The sequence below is a fragment of the Pseudomonas sp. LBUM920 genome, assembly GCF_003852315.1.
Lineage (GTDB): Bacteria > Pseudomonadota > Gammaproteobacteria > Pseudomonadales > Pseudomonadaceae > Aquipseudomonas.
The window spans coordinates 3,729,423-3,749,170 of the sequence record NZ_CP027762.1; the positions used below are offsets into that span (position 1 = coordinate 3,729,423).

Annotated in this window: 8 protein-coding genes; 3 read left to right on the forward strand and 5 right to left on the reverse strand. The window is 63.2% G+C overall.

Annotated elements, in window-relative coordinates; genetic code table 11:
- Positions 1-14,049, reverse strand: coding sequence for a non-ribosomal peptide synthase/polyketide synthase (locus tag C4J83_RS17320; RefSeq protein WP_124417733.1), 14,049 nt, complete (start codon positions 14,047-14,049; stop codon positions 1-3).
- A gap of 210 nt (positions 14,050-14,259) precedes the next feature.
- On the opposite strand from C4J83_RS17320, the gene C4J83_RS17325 reads away from it, so the two are divergent.
- Positions 14,260-14,511 (forward strand): type II toxin-antitoxin system HicA family toxin, encoded by a 252-nt coding sequence (locus C4J83_RS17325; protein WP_124417734.1) that lies wholly within the window; start codon positions 14,260-14,262, stop codon positions 14,509-14,511.
- Positions 14,508-14,873, forward strand: a complete 366-nt coding sequence (locus C4J83_RS17330) for a type II toxin-antitoxin system HicB family antitoxin (RefSeq protein WP_124417735.1) — start codon at positions 14,508-14,510, stop codon at positions 14,871-14,873. The genes C4J83_RS17325 and C4J83_RS17330 overlap by 4 nt, the downstream gene beginning before the upstream one ends.
- On the opposite strand, the gene C4J83_RS17335 is transcribed toward C4J83_RS17330, so the two are convergent.
- On the reverse strand, positions 14,874-16,046 hold the full coding sequence (locus C4J83_RS17335; RefSeq protein WP_124417736.1) for an MFS transporter: 1,173 nt from the start codon (positions 16,044-16,046) through the stop codon (positions 14,874-14,876).
- 141 nt (positions 16,047-16,187) lie between these two features.
- Here C4J83_RS17335 and C4J83_RS17340 point away from each other — a divergent pair, with 141 nt between their 5' ends.
- Positions 16,188-16,787 (forward strand): TetR/AcrR family transcriptional regulator, encoded by a 600-nt coding sequence (locus tag C4J83_RS17340; protein WP_124417737.1) that lies wholly within the window; start codon positions 16,188-16,190, stop codon positions 16,785-16,787.
- On the opposite strand, the gene C4J83_RS17345 is transcribed toward C4J83_RS17340, so the two are convergent.
- The 3 genes from C4J83_RS17345 to C4J83_RS17355 form a co-directional block, all read right to left on the reverse strand.
- Positions 16,771-18,126 carry an MATE family efflux transporter gene (locus C4J83_RS17345; RefSeq protein WP_106579718.1) on the reverse strand — a complete coding sequence of 452 codons (1,356 nt, stop codon included), beginning with the start codon at positions 18,124-18,126 and terminating at the stop codon, positions 16,771-16,773. The genes C4J83_RS17340 and C4J83_RS17345 overlap by 17 nt on opposite strands.
- A 25-nt stretch (positions 18,127-18,151) precedes the next feature.
- Positions 18,152-18,724 carry a DUF2239 family protein gene (locus C4J83_RS17350; RefSeq protein WP_124417738.1) on the reverse strand — a complete coding sequence of 191 codons (573 nt, stop codon included), beginning with the start codon at positions 18,722-18,724 and terminating at the stop codon, positions 18,152-18,154.
- A 67-nt stretch (positions 18,725-18,791) separates the two neighbouring features.
- On the reverse strand, positions 18,792-19,748 hold the full coding sequence (locus C4J83_RS17355; RefSeq protein ID WP_124417739.1) for an AAA family ATPase: 957 nt from the start codon (positions 19,746-19,748) through the stop codon (positions 18,792-18,794).

A 19,748-nucleotide genomic window follows, 5' to 3' on the forward strand; every position in this document is an offset into this window, starting at 1 on the left:
TCAAATCGCCTCTAGTTCGCTCAAAAAGTCACGAAGATCATCAAAATCTTCCGCGCTGCCGGCGCGGAAGGTGGCGGCGGCCTGCACATAGGCGCGCAGCGTTTCGGTCTGGAACACTTCAACCAGGGGCACTTCCAGGCCCAGCTCGGACTGGACCCGCGATGTGATCTGGATCGCCAGCAAAGAATGGCCGCCGACTTCGAAGAAGTTGTCGTCCATACCCACTTGCGGCAGGCGCAACACCTCGGCCCAGATCGCCGCAATCTGCTGTTCCAGTTCGGTTTGCGGGGCCACGTAGCGTTGCTGCATCAGGCTCACATCTGGCGCGGGCAAGCCTTTGCGATCGAGCTTGCCGTTGGGGGTCAGCGGCATCTGCGCCAGGCACATGAAATGCGTGGGCACCATGTAATCCGGCAGGCGGGTCTTGAGCGCACGGCGCAAGGCATCGCGGAACTCGGCCTGGTCGATCAGGGCCGGATCGGCGGGTACGACATACGCCACCAGTTGCTTGCCGGATGGGCCCTCTTGAGCCACCACCACGGTTTCACCGACACTGTCCTGCTCGCGCAGACGCGCTTCGATTTCACCCAATTCGATACGGAAACCCCGGATTTTCACCTGATGGTCGACACGGCCCAGGTAATCCACCACGCCGTCCGGGCGACCACGGGTCAAGTCGCCGCTGCGGTACACACGGCTGCCGGGTTTGCCGAACGGGTCCGGTACGAAACGCTCGGCGGTCAGTGCCGGGCGCTCCAGGTAACCTCGGGCGACGCCCTCGCCGCCCAGGTACAACTCACCCGCGACGCCGATGGGTTGCAGGTTCAACTGCGCGTCCAATACGTATCCGCTGCGGTTGCCCAGCAACGTGCCGATGGGCGCATACACCGCGCCGCACGGGTCGCCCTTACGGGCTTTCCACAGCAGCGGCGTTACCACGGTTTCGGTCGGGCCGTAACCATTGAACAAGTAGGTGGGTTTCAGTGCGCGCCATGCCAGGTCGTAACTCGCCTGGGCTACCGCGTCACCACCGAAGCAGTAGACGCGCACTGCCGGTGGGTTGCCATCGCGTTCGGCGTGCTCGGCCAGTTGTTGGAGGTAAACCGGTGGGAACACCGCCATCGTCACATTGTGGCGGTGCATTTGGGCATAGGTGTACTCCGGCAGCCACAGGCTGTCGTCGCGGATCAGCACGCTGGCGCCGTTGATCAGCGGGTGCATCCAGCCTTCGTGGGAGCCGTCGAAAGCGAACGACATGAAGTGCAGCTCGCAGTCGGCCGGGCCGGTTTCATAGCGCTCGCCGGTGGCGATGATGTGCGCCACCAACGGGCCGTGGGACACCGCCACGCCCTTGGGCATGCCGGTGGAGCCGGAGGTGTAGATCACATAGGCGAGGTTGTCGCCATCCAGTGCGACCTGCGGTGCGGCATCGCTATAGTGGGCCCAGTCTTCGGTGCGATCGATTGCCAGCGTGTTCACCCCCTGCGGGACCGGCAATTGCTGCAAGGCGCTGGTGTGCGTCAACAGCAACCGTGCGCGGCTGTCGTCCATCATGTAGAGCAGACGATCACGCGGGTACTCAATGTCCAGCGGCACATACACACCACCGGCTTTGAGCACGGCGAGGAACGCCACCATGATTTCGGCGCTGCGCGGCATGGCGATCGCCACACGCACTTCCGGCCCCACACCACGAGCGATCAGCGCATGCGCCAGGCGGTTGGCCTGTGCATCAAGCTCGCCGTAAGTCAGGGTGTGCGAGTCGAATTTCACCGCCACGGCATCCGGGGTTTCCCGCGCGCGGTCGGCGATCAGTTCGTGCACCAAGCGTGCGATTGAGAAGCCCGAGCCGGTGCAATCCCACAGGTGCAGAATGTGCTGCTGCTCATCCGCGTTCAGCAGGTTCAACTGCCCGATGGCCTGCTGCTGATCATCGACCATGGCCTGCAACAGGTTCTGCCAATGCCCGGCCATGCGTTCGATGGTCGCGGGGGCAAACAGATCAGTGGCGTAACTCAGGGATGCATGCAGTGCTTCGCGCGACTCTTCCACATCCAACGCCAGGTCGAACTGTGCCACGCCCTCATCCCAACTCAACACCTCGACCTGCAGGCTCGGCAAACGCTGCAAATGGCTGCCCGCCGAGGTCACGCGGTGGTTGAACAGCACTTGGAACAACGGGCTCAGGCTCATGCTGCGCTCGGGCTGCAGCGCCTCCACCAGTTGCTCGAAAGGCAGGTCCTGATGGGCCTGGGCTTCGAGGGAGCGTTGGCGCACCTGATGCAACAGTTGCGCCACGCTCATCTGGCCGTTGACGTCAGCCTTGAGCACTTGGGTGTTGACGAAGAAGCCGATCAGGCCCTCCGTTTCAAGGCGGTTGCGGTTGGCGATCGGCACGCCAACGCGCACATCTTCCTGACCGCTGTAGCGGTGCAGCAAGGCCTGATAGGCCGCCAGCAACACCATCGGCAACGTGACCCCGGCCTGTTTCGCCACACGCCGCAAGCCAGCCAACAGCTGCGGTGTCAATTCAATGCCCAGGCGCGCACCGCGATGGGTCGGCAACGCCGGGCGCTGGTAGTCAAACGGCAACTCCAGTACCGGCTGCTCACCGCCCAACTGTTCACGCCAATACGTCAACTGGCGCGCTTTCTCGCCGGCCTCCATCCAGTTGCGTTGCCACAGGGCGTAGTCGGCGTATTGAATCGGCAACGCCGGCAGATTCGGCGTGTGGCCGTCGCTGAAGGCGGCGTAGAGTTTCACCAACTCCTCGACCATCAGCTGCATCGACCAGCCATCGGAGACGATATGGTGCTGCACCAGCACCACCACATGATCGTCCGCGGCCAGGCGCAACAATTTCACGCGCAGCAACGGCCCGCGCAGCAGGTCAAACGGCTGCGCGACCGCCTCGGCCACCTGCGTCCTGAGCCCGTCTTCATCGGTATCGCAACGTTCGATTTCAATCAGGCCCAGCTCTTCAATCACTTGCACCGCGCCGCTCGCATCTTGGCGCAGATGCGTGCGCAGGCTTTCATGGCGCGCCAGCATGGTGTCGAAACTGCGTTGCAGCGCGGCCACGTCCAACGCGCCTTTCAAGCGCAAGGCGCTGGGGATGTGGTACGCCGAGCTGTTGGGGTCGAGCTGCCAAAGGAACCACTGGCGCTCCTGGGCGTAAGACAGTGGCAACGGCTGCGCGCGGTCGGCCTTAAGCAGTGCAGGCGCGGTGACGCCCTCCTCACCCAATGCACGCACAAAGTCACCGAGCACAGGCTGTTCGAACAGGGTCTTGAGCGCGACTTCCAACGCCAATACCTGACGTACTCGCGACACCACGCGCGTGGCCAGCAGCGAATGCCCGCCCAGTTCGAAAAAGTGGTCATCGAGGCCCACCTGCGGAACCTCCAGCACGTCGGCCCAGATCGCCGCAACCTGCTGTTCGCGCGGGCTGACGGGCGCCACATGGGCTTTGAGCAACAGCTCGGCATCCGCCTTGGGCAGCGCCTTGCGGTCGAGCTTGCCGTTGGGAGTCACCGGCAGGGTTTCAAGGAATATCAGGTGCGCAGGCACCATGTAATCCGGCAAACGCGCGCGCAGATCAGCCTTGTACTGCTCACGCAGGCTTGCCTGTTGCTCGGGAGCACAGGTCACCAGGTAGGCGATCAAACGGTCGTTGTCGGCCAGTACCACGGCTTCACGCACCGCCGCGTTCTCACGCAGGCAGGCTTCGATCTCACCCAGCTCGATACGGAAACCGCGCACCTTGACTTGATGGTCCACGCGACCGATGTACTCCACTACGCCCTCCGGGCGATAGCGCGCCAAATCGCCGGTGCGGTACAGGCGTTCACCGGGTGCGCCATATGGGTTGGGCACGAAACGTTCGGCGGTCAGCGCCGGGCGCGCGTGATAACCGCGCGCCAGACCAGCGCCGCCGATCAGCAATTCACCGGCCGCCCCTTGTGGGCATGGCATCAGCCCGGCGTTGAGAATGAACAGCGACGTGTTGGCAATCGGGCGACCAACAAAAGGCTGCGCCTGCTCCAGGCGGTGAGCAGCCGACCAGATGGTGGTTTCCGTCGGGCCATAAAGGTTCCACACCGGACCCTGCAGGTCGAGCAGCCGTTGGGCCAGGTCGACCGGCAGCGCTTCGCCGCCACACAGGCATTTGATGCCCTGCAGCAGCGACGCGCGCGGGCTTTCCAGGAGCATCCGCCAGGTCGAAGGCGTAGCTTGCAGCACATTGGCGCTCTGGTTGTGCACCAGATCGAGAATCGCCTCCGGGTCGAGCGCCAGTTCCTGGCCGCTCAGCAGCACCGTGGCGCCCACGGTCAGTGGCACGTATAGCTCGAGGGCGAAGATGTCGAATGAGAAAGTGGTCAGCGACAAAACCCGCGCATCACTGCCGATCTGCAGGGTGTCGGCCATCCCGCAGGTAAAGCTGCACAGTGCCTGATGCCGCACCATCACGCCCTTGGGCTTGCCGGTGGAACCAGAGGTGTAAATCACGTAGGCCAGGTGCTCCGGCGTGACACGGACCTGCGGGTTGTGTTCGTCCACGCCCGCCTCATCGACCAGCAACACGTGCAGGCCCTGCGGCTGCGCCAGGCGACCATTGAGGTGTGGCTGGGTCAGCAACACCTGCGCTTGGCTGTCTTGGAGCATGAAGGCCAGCCGATCCGCCGGGAACTGCGGGTCGAGCGGCACATAGGCGCCGCCGGCCTTGAGGGTCGCCAATAGGCCGACGACCATGTCCAGCGAGCGCTCGACATGCACCGCCACCAGCACGTCAGGGCCGACGCCCGCCGCAATCAGGCGATGGGCCAAGCGGTTGGCGCGGCGGTTGAGTTCGCAGTAACTCAGGGTGTCGCCATTGAATTGCAGTGCGCTTGCGTCCGGTGTTGCCAGTACTTGCGCTTCGAACAACTGATGCACGCACCGCGTGTGCGGGTACTCGGCGTGGCTGTCGTTCCAGCTGTGCACCGTCTGTTGCCATTGCTGCTCGCTGAGCATCGGCAGTTCATCCAGCGCCTGCGACGCGTCATTCACCACAGCGCGCAGCAGGTTTTGCCAATGTTGCGCCAGGCGCGCAAGCGTCTCGGGTTCGAACAGGTCGGTGGCGTAGGTCAGCGAGGCCCACAGGCCGTCGGCAGACTCTTCGGTTTCCAGGCTCAAATCGAATTGCGTGGTGTGGCCGTCCCAATCCAGCGGCTCTAACGCCAGGCCCGGCAGTTGCACCGGGGCGGAGCGCAGGTTGTCCTGGTGATTGAACAGCACCTGGAACAGTGGGTTGTGGCTCAGGCTGCGCGCTGGCTGCAGCGCTTCTACCAACTGTTCGAACGGCAGGTCCTGATGGGCCTGGGCCTCCAGGGCGCGCTGCTTGACCTGACCGAGCAATTGCTCGAAGGCCATCTGCCCGTCAAGGTCGACCTGGATGACTTGGGTGTTGACGAAGAAACCGATCAGCCGCTCGGTTTCGAGGCGGTTGCGGTTGGCGATCGGCACCCCGACACGCAGCCTGTTTTGCCCGCAGTAGCGATGCAGCAAGGTCTGGAACGAGGCCAGCAAGAGCATGAACAGGGTCACGTCCTGGCGCTGGGCCAAGGTTTTCAGGTCGGCCAACAGCGCAGGCTCGAGCTGGACCCGTTGACGCGCGCCACGCAAGCTCTGCACCGCAGGGCGCGGGTGGTCCAGAGGCAGCTCCAGTACTGGATGTTCATCGCCCAGGCACCTTTGCCAGTAATCGAGCTGGCGCTGTTTTTCACCGGCCGCCATCCAGCTGCGCTGCCACGCGGCGTAGTCGGCATATTGGATCGGCAACGCCGACAACTGAGCTTGGCCCTGATACAGCGCCACCAACTCATCCACCATCACGTGCATCGACCAGCCGTCAGAGATGATGTGGTGTTGGGTGATCACCAGCACATGGTGCTCGGGCGCAATCACCAGCAGCTTGACGCGCATCAACGGGCCGTTGCGCAGGTCGAACGGGCGTTGGATTTCCTGCTCCACACACTGCTGGATTTGCGCAGCCTGCGCCCTCGCCTGCTGTACCGGTATCGCCAGGGTGGGATGGATCACCTGCCAGGTCTGCTCAGCGTCTTCAACAAACGTAGTGCGCAATGGTTCATGGCGCAGCACCAGTGCCTGGAAAGCACGCTCCAGTGCGCCGATGTCGAGTTCACCGCGCAGATGCAGCGCCGTGGGAACGTGGTACGCGGCGCTGGCGGGGTCCAGGTGCCACAAAAACCACTGGCGTTCCTGGGCGAAAGACAGCGCTATCGGCTGCCCACGGCCCAGGGCCAGCAACGGTGGCGCGCTGTGCTGACGCAACCCCAGGCAGGCCGTAGCAAATGCTTGCAACGTCGGCTGCTCAAACAGTGCGCGCAGCGGCACTTCCAGTTTCAAGTCATGGCGCACGCGGGAAATCACTTGGGTGGCCAACAATGAATGGCCGCCCAGCTCGAAGAAGTGATCCGTGAGGCCGACCTGTTCAACCTGCAACACCGCTTGCCAGATCGCCGCCAGCTGTACTTGCAGCGTGCTTTGTGGCGCCACATACGCCTGTTGACGCAGGTTCAGGTCAGGCGCCGGCAGCGCACGGCGGTCAAGCTTGCCGTTGTTGTTCAGTGGCAAAGCGTCAAGTACCAGCCAATGCCCCGGCACCATGTAATCCGGCAGAGACTCGCGCAAGGTGGCCGCCAGGGCTTGCCCGTTCAGGGTTTGACCGTGGGCAGGCACCACATAGGCGACCAGTTGCATGCCGACCGCACTCGGCTGGGCGATCACCGCGGCTTCACGCACCTGCGGCAAGGCTTGCAGGCAAGCCTCGATTTCGCCCATTTCAATGCGGTAGCCGCGAATTTTCACCTGATGGTCGATACGCCCGACGTACTCCAACGCACCGGCTTCGTTGTAACGCGCCAGGTCGCCACTGCGGTAGAGGCGTGCACCGGGCACCGCGGAAAACGGGTCAGGCAGGAAGCGTTCGGCGGTCAAGGCCGGGCGGTCGAAATAACGCTGGGCCAGGCCTGCTTCGGCGCCAATGCACAGCTCGCCGACGCCGTCAGTGGCCAGCAGTTCGAAACCACTGTCGAGCACATACAGCGACCGGCCGGCAATGGCCCGCCCGATCGGCACGCCAAACGCTTCACTGGCATCCGCCAGTTGGCAATCGTGCACGCTGGATACCACCGTCGCCTCAGTCGGCCCGTAGGTGTTGACCAGGCGTACGCCGCCCAGTCCTGCGGCGTGCCAGGCGCGTACGCCTTCTACCGACATGGCCTCGCCGCCCACGTGCACTTGGCGCAGGTTGCCCAAGGTGCGTTGGTCGACGGCACACTCCTTGGCCAGCAAATACCAGTAAGCGGCCGGCAAGTCGGCCAGGGTCACGCCCTGCTCGACGATCTCGCGGGCCAGTTGGCCGGCGTCCCACAGCTCATCGCCGCGCATGATCAAGACCGCGCCCACGCACAGCGGTGGGTAGCACTGCTCGACAAAACCGTCGAAGCTGAAGGTCGCGAATTGCAGTACACGGTCTCGCGCACTCAGCCGGCTGTAGGCCTGCGCGCTGTCGCAGAACTGGCCGAGGGCGGCATGATCGATCGCCACGCCTTTGGGCAAGCCGGTGGAACCGGAGGTGTAGATCACATAGGCCAGGTCGGCCGCCGCCGCTTGGTTGGGTGGATTGGTCGCCGCGAAGGTGTGCAGTTCTTCACCGGATGCGCTGAAGTCCACACGAGTCAAGCCTTGTGGCAACGGCAAATCGGCAAGCAACCCGGTTTCGCTGAGCAGCAGGTCCAAACGGCTGTCGGCCAGCATATAGGCCAAGCGTTCGGCCGGGTATTTCGGGTCCAGGGGCACATAGGCAGCGCCGCTTTTGAGCACCGCCAGCAGGCTGACGATCAGCTGCGGACCACGCCGACTGGCCAGGCCAACACGCTGGCCCGGCCCCACGCCGAGCGCCAACAGGCGATGCGCCAAGCGGTTGGCCCGCGCGTTGAGCTGGGCGTAGCACAGGCGCTCATCGCCCGCCTGAACTGCCAGCGCATCAGGAGTGGCGTGGGCCTGGGCAGCGATGCGCTCATGTACGCGCTGAGGACGCTGGGCGGCACCGGCAGATTGGCTGAGGGTGAGTACGTCGCGCTGTGCCGTGGCGTCCAGCAACTGCAGGTTACCCAGCGGCACACTGGCGTCCGTCACCAGTTGCGCCAGCAGGTGATGCAAGTTGGCGCCCAGCTGCTTGACCTGTTGCTCGCTGAAATGCGCGCGGTCGTAGCTGAAGTCCAGGCGCAGGCCGGCACCGAGCTCGACGCCCAGGGTCAGCGGGTAGTTGGTGCGCTCGTGGTTATGCATCCGGCCGAGGGTCAGGCCTGCCGGCGCGCCTTGCTTCAATGCTTCAGCCACCGGAAAGTTTTCGAACACCAGCAGGGTGTCGAACAACGCCGCACCTTGCTGGCCGGCCCACGCCTGGATGTCGTAAAGCGGCACGTGTTCATGGTCACGCAAGCTGAGGTTCAAGGCTTGCAGCTCATTGAGCCAGGCGCCGGCCGATTGGGCGGGCGACGCGGCACTGATCAGCGGCAAGGTGTTGATGAACAAGCCCAACTGCTGCTCAATCCCAGGCAGCGGCGCTGAACGTCCGGCGACGGTCGCGCCGAATACCACGCAAGCCTGGCCGCTGTAGCGTTGCAGCAACAGGCTCCAGGCGCCTTGCAGCACGGTATTGAGCGTGACTTTTTGTTGGCGGGCAAATTCGCTGAGGGCCTGGGTAAAGTCGTCGTCCAGCAGCACTTGATGGTCAGCCATGCCCACGCCACCAACCGGCGCACGCAGTGCCTGAGCCAGCAAGGTTGGCGCGTGCAAAGGCGCCAGGGCATTTTTCCAGAACGCCTCGCCCGACGGCTGCTGTTGCAGCCAGCCCAGGTAATCGCGGAACTGCCCCAGCGGCGCCGACACCGCCTGGCCTGCGTAATGGGCTAGCACTTCGCCGAGCAACTGCGCGTTACTCCAGCCGTCCATCAGGATGTGGTGACTGGTGAAGATCAAGTGCCAGGCCGACCCTGTACTGCGCACCAGCATCAGGCGAAACAGCGGTGCGGCATTGAGTTCAAAGCCGCTTGAGCGCTCGGCATCGGCCAGCGCATCGAGGTCGGCATTCACGTCTTCGACCACCTGCAACTGCACGTCGACCTGACGCCTGATTACTTGATGGGCAATGTCCAGGCCCAGCCAGTGGAAGCTGCTGCGCAAGATGTCGTGCCGGTCCAGTGCCGCTTGCCAGGCGCGGCCGAAAGTCAGCAGGTCAAGGCCTTCAATGTCCAGGCGCAATTGGTTGATATAAGCCTGGCCCTCGGGCGCGTACAGGGTGTGGAACAGCATGCCCTGCTGCATCGGCGACAGCGGGTAAAGTTCGGCGATGTCCGGCCCGGCCACGGGCAGCGCATCCAGCTGCTGCTGCGTAATACGCGCCAGCGGGAAGTCCGACGGCGTGACCTGCCCGGCAGGCGTCGCACAGCAATGCTCGATCAACGCCTTGAGTTCCGTGGCGTAGTCATCCGCCAGGCGCTGAATGGTCGCAGCGTTGAACATCTCGCGACTGAAACCCCATTGCAGCGACAGCTCACCGCCATACACCTGCCCTTCCACCGTCAGCCAGTTGGCCAACGGTGCTTCGGGGTCCTGCGCCTGGCCGCTGCCTTCGCTGGCCGGGACAAAAAGCGCTGACTCATTGAACTGGCGGTCGAACTGCCCCAGGTAGTTGAAGGTGATACGCGGCGCAGCCAAATCGGCCAGAGCTTCACGCGATTGCGGTTTGCCCAGATAGCGCAGCAGGCCGTAGCCCACGCCCTTTTGCGGAACCGCGCGCAGTTGCTCCTTGATCGACTTGATTGCATCCGACAGCGTGCCTGCGGCCTGCAAACGCACCGGAAACAAGCTGGTGAACCAGCCGACCGTACGGCTCAGATCGAGGCTGTCGAACAGGTCTTCGCGACCATGGCCCTCCAGCTGGATCAGCGCGGCGGCCTGGCCGCTCCAGCGGCTGATCACGCGCGCCAGCGCCGTCAGCAGCAGGTCGTTGACCTGGGTGCGATAAGCCGCTGGCGCGTCTTGCAGCAGTTGCCGGGTGTGTTCGGCGTCAAGACGGGTTTCAAGCGTGGCGCCCAGCCGATTGTGCAGGCCGCCCTGCGGGTTATCGCATGGCAGCTCGGCATCGCCGGACTGCGCCAGCCAGAAAGGCAGTTGCTCATCCAGCGTATGCGCGTGCGCCTGCAGCTGCTGCGCCCACTGTTGATAGCTGCTGGTTTTGGCGGGCAATGCGGCTTGGCGGTAAGCCTGCTGCAGATCCTCCAGCAGCACGCGCCACGACACACCATCGACCACCAGGTGATGGACCACCAACAGCAGTCGCTGGGCGCCATCAGCCAGGGTGACCAACGCCGCGCGCAGCATCGGGCCTTCTTCCAGGTTCAGGCTGCGCTGAGCCTCATCGCACAACGCGGCCAATTCAGCCTCGGTGTCGACGCTCGATTGCCACAGCACAGATTCAGCGGCCGGTGCGGCGTGGGCTTGCTGCCAGCCTTCGGCCTGCCGGGTGAATCTCAGGCGCAGGGCGTCATGGTGGTTGATCAACTGTGTGAGGGCGGCGTCCAGCAACGCCGGTTCCAGCGTTTCGCGCGGGGTCAGCAACAGTGACTGGTTCCAGTGGTGGCGCGCAGCAATTGCCTGGCTGAAAAAGGCCTGCTGCACCGGGGTCAGAATCACCTCACCGGCGACCGGCCCCTGATCGATAACCACTGCGTGCTCGAAGCTCGCCACCAGCGCCAGGCTGCGCACGCTCTGGTACTGGAACACGTCGCGCGGGCTCAGGCGAATGCCTGCCTGACGGGCACGGCTGACCACCTGGATGGAGATGATCGAATCGCCGCCCAGCTCGAAAAAGTTGTCGTCCACACCCACGTGTGGAACGCCGAGTACATCACTCCAGATCGCCGCGAGGGCTTTTTGCAGGTCGCTCGAAGGCGCGATGAATGCCTGTTGCGACGCAGCCTCCGGCAGTGGCAAGGCTTTGCGATCGAGCTTGCCGTTGGCGGTGACCGGCAACTGGGTCAGCACGACGAAATGGGTCGGCACCATGTATTCCGGCAAACTGCTGAGCAGCCAGGCCTTGAGGTCCGCTGGCTCCTCGCTGTCGAGCACCAGGTAGGCGACCAACTGCTTGCCACCCTGCACCAGCACCACTGCCTCACGTACCGAAGGGTGTTGGAGCAGGCGCGTTTCGATTTCGCCCAGCTCAATGCGCAAGCCGCGCAACTTTACCTGATGGTCAAGACGGCCGAGGTATTCGATCACGCCGTCAGTGCGCTGGCGCACGCGGTCGCCGGTGCGATAAAGGCGCTCGCCGTTGACGAACGGGCTCGGCACAAAACGCTCGGCAGTCAGCGCCGGGCGCCGGTGATAACTGCGCGCCAGGCCGATACCGCCCAGGTACAGCTCGCCGGACACACCGGCCGGCACCGGGTTGAGCTGAGCGTCGAGCACGTAGGTGGCGAGGTTAGCGATGGGCCGGCCGATGGGCACGCTGTCGGCGCCTTCATCGATGCAGGTCCAGTGGGTCACGTCGATGGCCGCTTCAGTCGGGCCGTAGAGGTTGAACAACCCGGCTGCTGGCAGCTTGGCAAAGACCTGACGTTGCGCATCCAGCGGCAAGGCTTCACCGCTGCAGACGATGCGCTTGAGGCTGGCACAGCCTTGCACGCCCGGCTCATGGATAAACGCCTGCAACATCGACGGCACGAAGTGCAAAGTGGTGATGGCGTGGCGGTCAATGGTTTCGATCAACCGGGCCGGCTCGCGGTGTTCGCCAGGGGCTGCGACCACCAGGCGCGCGCCGGTCATCAGCGGCCAGAAAAATTCCCACACCGACACGTCAAAACTGAACGGGGTTTTCTGCAGCACCGCATCACTGGCCGTCAATTCGTAGGCTTGCTGCATCCAGCACAAGCGGTTGACCAAGGCGCGATGGCTGTTGCCTGCGCCCTTGGGCTTGCCGGTCGAACCGGAGGTGTAAATCACGTAGGCCAGGTTGAGTGCGTGGACGCCGCTGTCGGGCGATGCATTGCTGTAGCCTTCCAGCCAACTGGCCGACTGGTCGAGGGCAATCACCTGAATACGCTCGACCGGCAAGGCGGCGAGCAGGCTTTGCTGGCTGAGCAGCAGCGTGATGCCACTGTCTTCGATCATGTAGGTCAGACGTTCCTGCGGGTATTCCGGGTCCAGCGGCACGTAAGCGCCACCGGCCTTGAGGATGGCCAGCAGGCCCACCACCATTTCGACGGAGCGCTCGACGCACAGCCCCACCAGCACGTCCGGGCCCACGCCCTGCTCGCGCAAAGCATGGGCCAGTTGGTTGGCGCGGGCATTGAGTTGGGCGTAGGTCAAGGTGGTTGCGCCAAACACTAAGGCTGGCGCGTCCGGTGTGCGCTGCACCTGGTCTTCGATCAGTGGGTGGATGCCGCGCTCGGTCGGATACGCCTCGCCGGTCTGGTTCCACGCATGGACCAGTACGTGCTGCTCATCGTCAGCCAGCATCGGCAATTCACCCACGCGCTGTTCGCCGTCGGCCACCATTGCCTGTAGCAGGCTGATCCAGTGTTGGGCCATGCGCGCAATGGAAGGTGCCTCGAACAAGTCATTGGCGTAAGTCAGCGCAGCATGCAGGGTGCCGGACTTCTCATAGGTATCGAGGGTCAGGTCGAATTGGGTGGTGCGCCCTTGCCATTCCACCAGCGAAAGCTCAAGGCCTGAAGCGGTGTTGAAGCTGGCAATGTCGGCCACCACCGGCTGGTGGTTGTACATCACCTGAAACAGCGGCGTATGGCTCAAGCTGCGCTCGACCTTGAGGGCCTCCACCAGGCGCTCAAAGGGCAATTCCTGATGAGCCTGGGCGCCCAGCGCGTGCTCCTTGATGCCTTGCAGCAGTTCGCCAACGCGGGTTTGCCCGGTCAGTTCGGTGCGCAGGACTTGAGTGTTGACGAAAAAGCCGATCAGCCCTTCGACTTCGGTACGGTTGCGATTGGCGATCGGCACGCCGACGCGAATGTCTGCCTGCCCGGTGTAACGGTGCAGCAGCACATTGAAAGCACCCAGCAACAGCATGAACAGCGTGACGTTGTGTTTTTGCGCGCAGGCGCGCAGTTGCGCAGCCAGGCCTGGGTCGATCGCGAAATTATGGCGAGTGCCCTGGTAGCTCGGCATCGCCGGGCGCGGGTGGTCGGTTGGCAGCTCCAGCACTGGATGCTCGTCGCCCAGGCGCGCCTGCCAGTACTCGAGCTGACGTGCCTGCTCTCCCGCTTCCAACCAGCGGCGCTGCCACAGGGCGTAGTCGCTGTACTGGATCGGCAATGCCGGCAATTGCGGCGCCTCATTGCGCTCGTGGGCGTCGTAGCAGCGGATGAACTCGTCGATCAGCACGTTCATCGACCAGCCGTCGGAGACGATGTGGTGCAGGGTCAGCAGCAACACATGCTCCTGCGTATCGAGCTTGAGCAATTGCACGCGCAGCAACGGGCCGTGTTCCAGATCGAACGGCAGCAGCGATTGACGCGTCGCCGCGTCGTTGACGGCCTGCTCCTGCTCAACGGCGGCCATGGCGCTGAAGTCCAGGTGCTCGACGACAAGCGAGGGCTCTATCGAAACCTGGGTCAGACGTTCATCGGCCTGGCGTTGGAAGACTGTGCGCAAGGTTTCATGCCGCGCTACCAGGCTGGCGAAGGCTTGCTCCAGCGCACGCAGGCTGAGCGCACCCTTGAGTCGCACGGCGCCGGGCAGATTGTAGGCGCCACTGGCCGGGTCCAATTGCCACAGAAACCACATACGCTGCTGCGCGTACGAGAGCGCCTGGCGATCCTCTGCTTCCACGCTTGCCGGGATCGGAAACCGGGAAAAATCCACGCCCTCTTTCTGCAAGGCCTGCAGGAATACTTGGCGTTTTTCCAGGGGCAACCCGATAAACCGGCGAGCAAGTTTCAAGGAGTCTTCAGCATTCATTTCTTGGAGTCCGGAGCAATAGGCAGGAAGCACAAAGGCACGTCGTCCCTATAAAACGAACCGGGCGGGGAAAAATTAGCGGGGGGATGAGAGGCTTGGAGCGAGGTGTCATCAAGGGTTACATCAATCTCAGCCAAGACACACAAAGCCGGGCTAGCATTGACGAACACCACTTTTTGCAACTACATTTAGTTACACGCAGGGAACGCCGTGTCCAAAAATGAAAAGCTGCTCGCCAAACTGCTCAACGAGCGCGTGGCCTTTACCTGGCAAGAGCTCGAAACGCTGCTCAAGCGTCTTGGCTACACACAGATTGAAGGGGCTGGAAGCCGCGTCAAATTCGACATCGACGACCCCAGTGCAATGATCACCTTGCACAGGCCTCACCCCGGAAACGAACTGAAACACTACATTCGGCGCCAGATCATCGAACAATTGAAATCAGGAGACCTGATTCAGTGAACAACCAACTGAAACACAACGGCTACATCGGCTCTATCGAAGCCAGCCTCGAAGACAACTGCCTGTTCGGCAAAGTGCTGTTTATCAAGGCGCTGGTCAGCTATGAAGGCAAAACCGTCGCGGAGCTGGACAGCGCTTTTCGGGAAGCCGTGGATGACTATCTCGCTACGTGCCTGCGCCTGGGGCAAACGCCGGAAAAGCCGTGCAAGGGTTCATTCAACGTGCGGGTCGGCCATGACCTGCATCTGGCTGCAGCCCTGGCAGCGGCCCGTAAGAAAGTGACGCTCAATGACCTGACGCGCCAGGCGCTGAATGAGTTTTTGCAACATCATTGCGCAGAACCTTTTCCGGCAGTCGGCTGATCAGCCCAATCGTCGATAGCCCAGCAGCGCTGCCCCCAGCACCACCGCCCCCGCCACCAGCGCCACCCAGAACCCGCTGGGGGCGCCAAAGTGGTCGATCATCCAACCGGAGCTGGCGGCGCCGATGGCCACGCCGATGCTCAGGCCGGTGATCAGCCAGGTCATGCCTTCGGTCAGGCGGCTCGGCGGGACGATCTGCTCCACCAGGGCCATGGACACGATCAGCGTCGGGGCAAAGAACAAGCCTGAGATGAAGATGGCCACCGCCAGCCCGGGGATATTTGTCACCAGCAACAACGGCAAGGTGGTCAACGCCGTCGCCACGCCGCAGAACAGAAACTGCCGGGGCAACGGCGCCTTGAGCTTGAGCGTGCCAAACGCCAACCCCGCCAGGCAGGAGCCGATGGCATACACCGAGAGCACGATGCTCGCCGCCGCCGGTTGGCCCTGATGCTGGGCGAATGCGACGCTGACTACATCCACCACGCCGACGATCACGCCCATGGCCAGCAACAGGATCATCAGGATCAGTACCGACGGTGAGGCGATCAGCCAACCGCCGTGATGGTCCTCGTGTTCATGTACCGGTGGCTCAGTTGCGCGTTGCAGCACGAAGGTGGTCACCCCCACCGCCAGCAGCAGCGCTGCCACCAAGGGCCCGGCTTGCGGAAACAGCACCACACTCAGGCCAACCGAGATCGGCGGGCCGATGATGAAACACACCTCGTCGAGCACCGACTCAAGGGCAAATGCGGTCTGCAACCTGGGCTGGCCGCGGTACAACTCGGTCCAGCGCGCCCGCACCATGGCCGACATATTGGGCATGCAACCGGCCAGGGCGGCGAACACAAACAACGTCCAGCTTGGCGCCTGCAACCCAGTGCACAGCAGCAACAGCAACAACGCCCCACCGCCAATCAGCGCCGCGATCGGCAGCACCCTGCCCTGGCTGTAGCGGTCCACTAACCGCGAAACCTGCGGCGCACAAAACGCCGTGGCCAGGGCGAACACCGCCGCCACCGCGCCCGCCAGACCAAAGCCGCCGTGCACTTGCGACAGCATGGTGATCAGGCCGATACCGGTCATCGATATCGGCATGCGCGCAAGCATGCCGGCCAGCACAAATGCCTTGCTGCCAGGAGCGTGGAACAACTCGGCGTAGGGATTTGCCATCCTGCTTGTCCTCATCCTCAAGACCTTGAAGCTTGCTATCGGCAGTCATCAAGGCAAAATACATACGGTGCGTATGTGGCAAATCATGCGTAACATACGCAGCGTATGTCAATCACTCAAACACTTTCGCGAGCCCTACCCATGAGCCGAGCCCGTGCCGAAATGATCGAAGAAACCCGCGCCCGCCTGATCGCCAGCGCCCGCCAAGCCTTCGCCACACAGGGCTATGCCAACACGTCGATGGACGACTTCACTGCACGCGCCGGCCTGACCCGTGGTGCGTTGTACCATCACTTTGGTGACAAGAAAGGCCTGTTGGCCGCCGTGGTCGCCCAACTCGACAGCGAAATGGACGCGCGACTGCAGCACATCACCGATCAGGCCCAGGACCCGTGGGAAGGGTTTCGCGAACGCTGCCGAACGTATTTGCGCATGGCCCAGGACGACGAAATCCAACGCATCGTATTGCAGGATGCGCCGGCCGTGCTTGGCGATACCGGGTCGCAGCATCACTGCGTCGCGTCGCTGTGCCAGTTGCTTGAGGACTTGATGCAGGCCGGAGCCATCGAACAAGGCCCCAGCGTCGCACTGGCGCAGTTGATCAATGGCAGCCTGGTCAACACCGCGCTGTGGATCGCCCGCGATGAACACCCGGGCGATCGCTTGGAGCAAGGTTTGCAAGGTCTGGAATTACTGCTGCGCGGGTTGAAGCAACAAGCCCGCGCTACACCAGCCGCTTGATCTGCTTGTGCCGCCACACCAGCCGGTAATACGCAGTCTGCAGCGCCAGCATCGCCAGGTAGGTCACCGGAAACGCCATCCACACACCTTCCAGGCCGAAATGCGCATTGAGCAAATACGCCATCGGCAGCTCAACACACAGTACGCAGAAAATCGAGATGGCGACCGGCATCAGCACCACGCCGCTGGCGCGCATGATCCCGCCCACTACCGCCTGGAAGCCAAAGACCAAAACGCTCCAGAGCATAATGTGCAGCAGGTGCTCGGCATTGAGCCGCGCCGCGTCGTCGGTGATGAACAACCCCAACAGCCAGTGCGACAACAGGTAACCGAGCACAATCAATCCACCCGTCAGGCAGGTGTTGATCAGCAGGCCGGTGCGCAGGATCGGCCCGATTCGCTCCAGGCGCCCGGCACCAATCGCCTGGGCACCGAGGATCGAGGCCGTAATTGCAATCGACAGCGCCGGGAACTGCACGTAATTGACGATCTGCGTCACCGCGCCGTACGCCGCTGTGGCCTGGGAGCCGTGGCTGTTGACCAGCGCCAGGATGACCAATTCGGACAGCGACAGCACCACCATCTGCAAGCCCGTCGGCAAGCCGATGCGCAGCACTTTGCCGAGGATCGCCCGGTCCAGGCGCAACGCAGCCAGCAACTCACGGTCCGGCGCCATCACATGGTTTTTGTGGCGCAGGCGCAAGATCAAGAACAGCATCGCCAAGGCGTTACCGACCAGGCCCGCGTACACCGCGCTCTGGATGCCCATGGGCGGCAGGCCGATCCAGCCGCGAATCAGCGCCGGCGTCAGCAACAGGCCGACCAGGGTCGAGACCATCAGCGCCAGCAGCGGCGAGACCGTGTCACTCACGCCGCGCAGCAACTGGGTGTAGAGGATGAAGACCAACAGTAACGGCATGATCAGCATCATCGCCTGGGCATAACCCACGGCATCGTCGAGCACATCCACCGGGGTGCCCAACCCCTGCAAGGCCGGGCGCGCGAACAGGCTGCCGAGCACCGCCGCGATCAGGCCCACCAGCGCGCCAAGGGTCAGCGTCGCACCGGTGATCACCTTCACCATCCCGGTTTCCTGCGCGCCCCAGGCCTGGCCGATCAGCACCGAAGCGCCCGCCCCCAGGCCGATCACCAGGGCAATAAAGAAAAACACGATGGGAAACATCCCCGACACCGCCGCCAGTGCCTGGGTGCCGAGCATTTGCCCGACATAGATGCCATTGAGGGTGCCGGAAAAGCTTTGCAGAAAATTGGACAGCACCATCGGTGCCAAAAAAATCAGGTAGATCTGCCACAACGGCCGTTGCTGAGTGACTTCCATGGTCGTTCGAGTCCCGGAATTATTGTTAGACGGGGAAAGCATTGCGCGACAGCCAGGCCAGGTACGTCTGCACATCCTTTGGCCAGTGCCCGATCTTGCTGGCGAAGGCCGCCGCATCTTCAGCGAACAATGCCCGCGAGGCGTCTTCAAACCCAGGCAGGTCGCCGCCGATGGCGCTCATGAAACGATAGCTGGCTTCCTTGGCCTGGCGCGCCTGATCACGGCCAGCACTGGCATTTCGCGCTTCATCCACCAACCGGCGCAAGGCCGCCGAGGCGCCGCCGGGTTGTTGGCCCAGCCATTCCCAGTGGCGCGGCAGCAGCGTGACTTCCCGCGCGACCACACCCAGCTTCGGGCGGCCCACCGTAGGGGCTGCCCGAAGCTCTTCGTCGAGTGACGTGTCTGCGGGTTGCTCGGGCGCATAACCGCCTGGCCATGGGTAATCGACTTGGGCGCCGGTGGCGTCATCAAAGACCAGAAAGGTGCCGGCGGTCAGGTCCAGCCCTGCCAGGGTTTCGGCGACCGCCGAATAGGCGCCGGCCGCCACCCGTTGGTGACGCAAGAAGGCAGTGCACAGAGGCGTGTGTTGCTTTGGCATGGCTTATTACCCGGATGTTATTTGTTTTACCCGGATCATATTAGCCGTAATGGGTCGACATGCAAGGCTAATGTCTCGAAACATCCAATTGTTCACCCCGCACCGTTACCCGCATCCCTTGCACAGCAGGATCGCGCAGCAAGCACTCCGCAATCGCCGGTTCCAGCTCCACCCGCACGCGGCGGCCCAGCGCACGCGCGCCAAACCGAGCGTCGTGCTGACGACACAACCATGCCCGCGCCGACGCATCCACGCTTAATGAGCGCTGGTGCGCCGCCAGACGCTGATTGAGCTTCTCCAGCTCCACGTCCAGTAGCGCATCAAGCCAGCGCCTGTCGAGAGGTTCGAACATCAGGATACGATCGATGCGGTTGAGAAACTCCGGCTCGAAATGCCCATGCAACGCCTCCTCCAACACCGCCGCTTCGCTTCTTACAAACACCCGTAGCAGCCGCCGCCAGCCCTGAGTGAAGCGTTGGCGATGACGACGCGCCTGGTGCGCGCCGATGTTGCTGGTCATGAAAATCAGGCTGTTACGAAAATCCAAGGTGCGCGTGCCACCCGCCAGGGTCAGTTGGCCGTTTTCAAGAATGCCCAGCAGGCTGCGCACCACCTCCTGGCTGGCTTTTTCCAGCTCATCGAACAACACGATGCCAGGGCGGCTGTAGCTGCCCTGGATCAATTCGCTGTTGAACAGGCTGATGCCTTCCTTGCTGCCCACGTACCCCGGCGGCGCGCCGGTCAGTGCGGCGGCGTAATGCTCCTGGGCCAGGGTGTGCATGTCGATGCGGCAAAACCCGTCGGCCCGGCCATGCAGCGCCTGGGCCAGCAGGCGCACGATTTCGGTTTTGCCCACGCCCGTCGGGCCCATGAACAGGTTGACGCTCAATGGCCGATCGCGCTCGCCGATATCGGCCTTGACCACCTTGAGCAGCCGCTCCACCTGCGCCAACGCCGCGTCCTGGCCAACGATGCGGCTGCGCAACAGCGCCATCACCTGCGCCGGGTCAAAGGTAAACCGCAT

Coding starts and splice junctions, on each gene's coding strand:
- C4J83_RS17320 (WP_124417733.1), bottom strand. CDS start 14,049: ATGAATGCTGAAGACTCCTTGAAACTTGCTCGCCGGTTTATCGGGTTG.
- C4J83_RS17335 (WP_124417736.1), bottom strand. CDS start 16,046: ATGGCAAATCCCTACGCCGAGTTGTTCCACGCTCCTGGCAGCAAGGCA.
- C4J83_RS17340 (WP_124417737.1), top strand. CDS start 16,188: ATGAGCCGAGCCCGTGCCGAAATGATCGAAGAAACCCGCGCCCGCCTG.
- C4J83_RS17345 (WP_106579718.1), bottom strand. CDS start 18,126: ATGGAAGTCACTCAGCAACGGCCGTTGTGGCAGATCTACCTGATTTTT.
- C4J83_RS17350 (WP_124417738.1), bottom strand. CDS start 18,724: ATGCCAAAGCAACACACGCCTCTGTGCACTGCCTTCTTGCGTCACCAA.
- C4J83_RS17355 (WP_124417739.1), bottom strand. CDS start 19,748: ATGCGGTTTACCTTTGACCCGGCGCAGGTGATGGCGCTGTTGCGCAGC.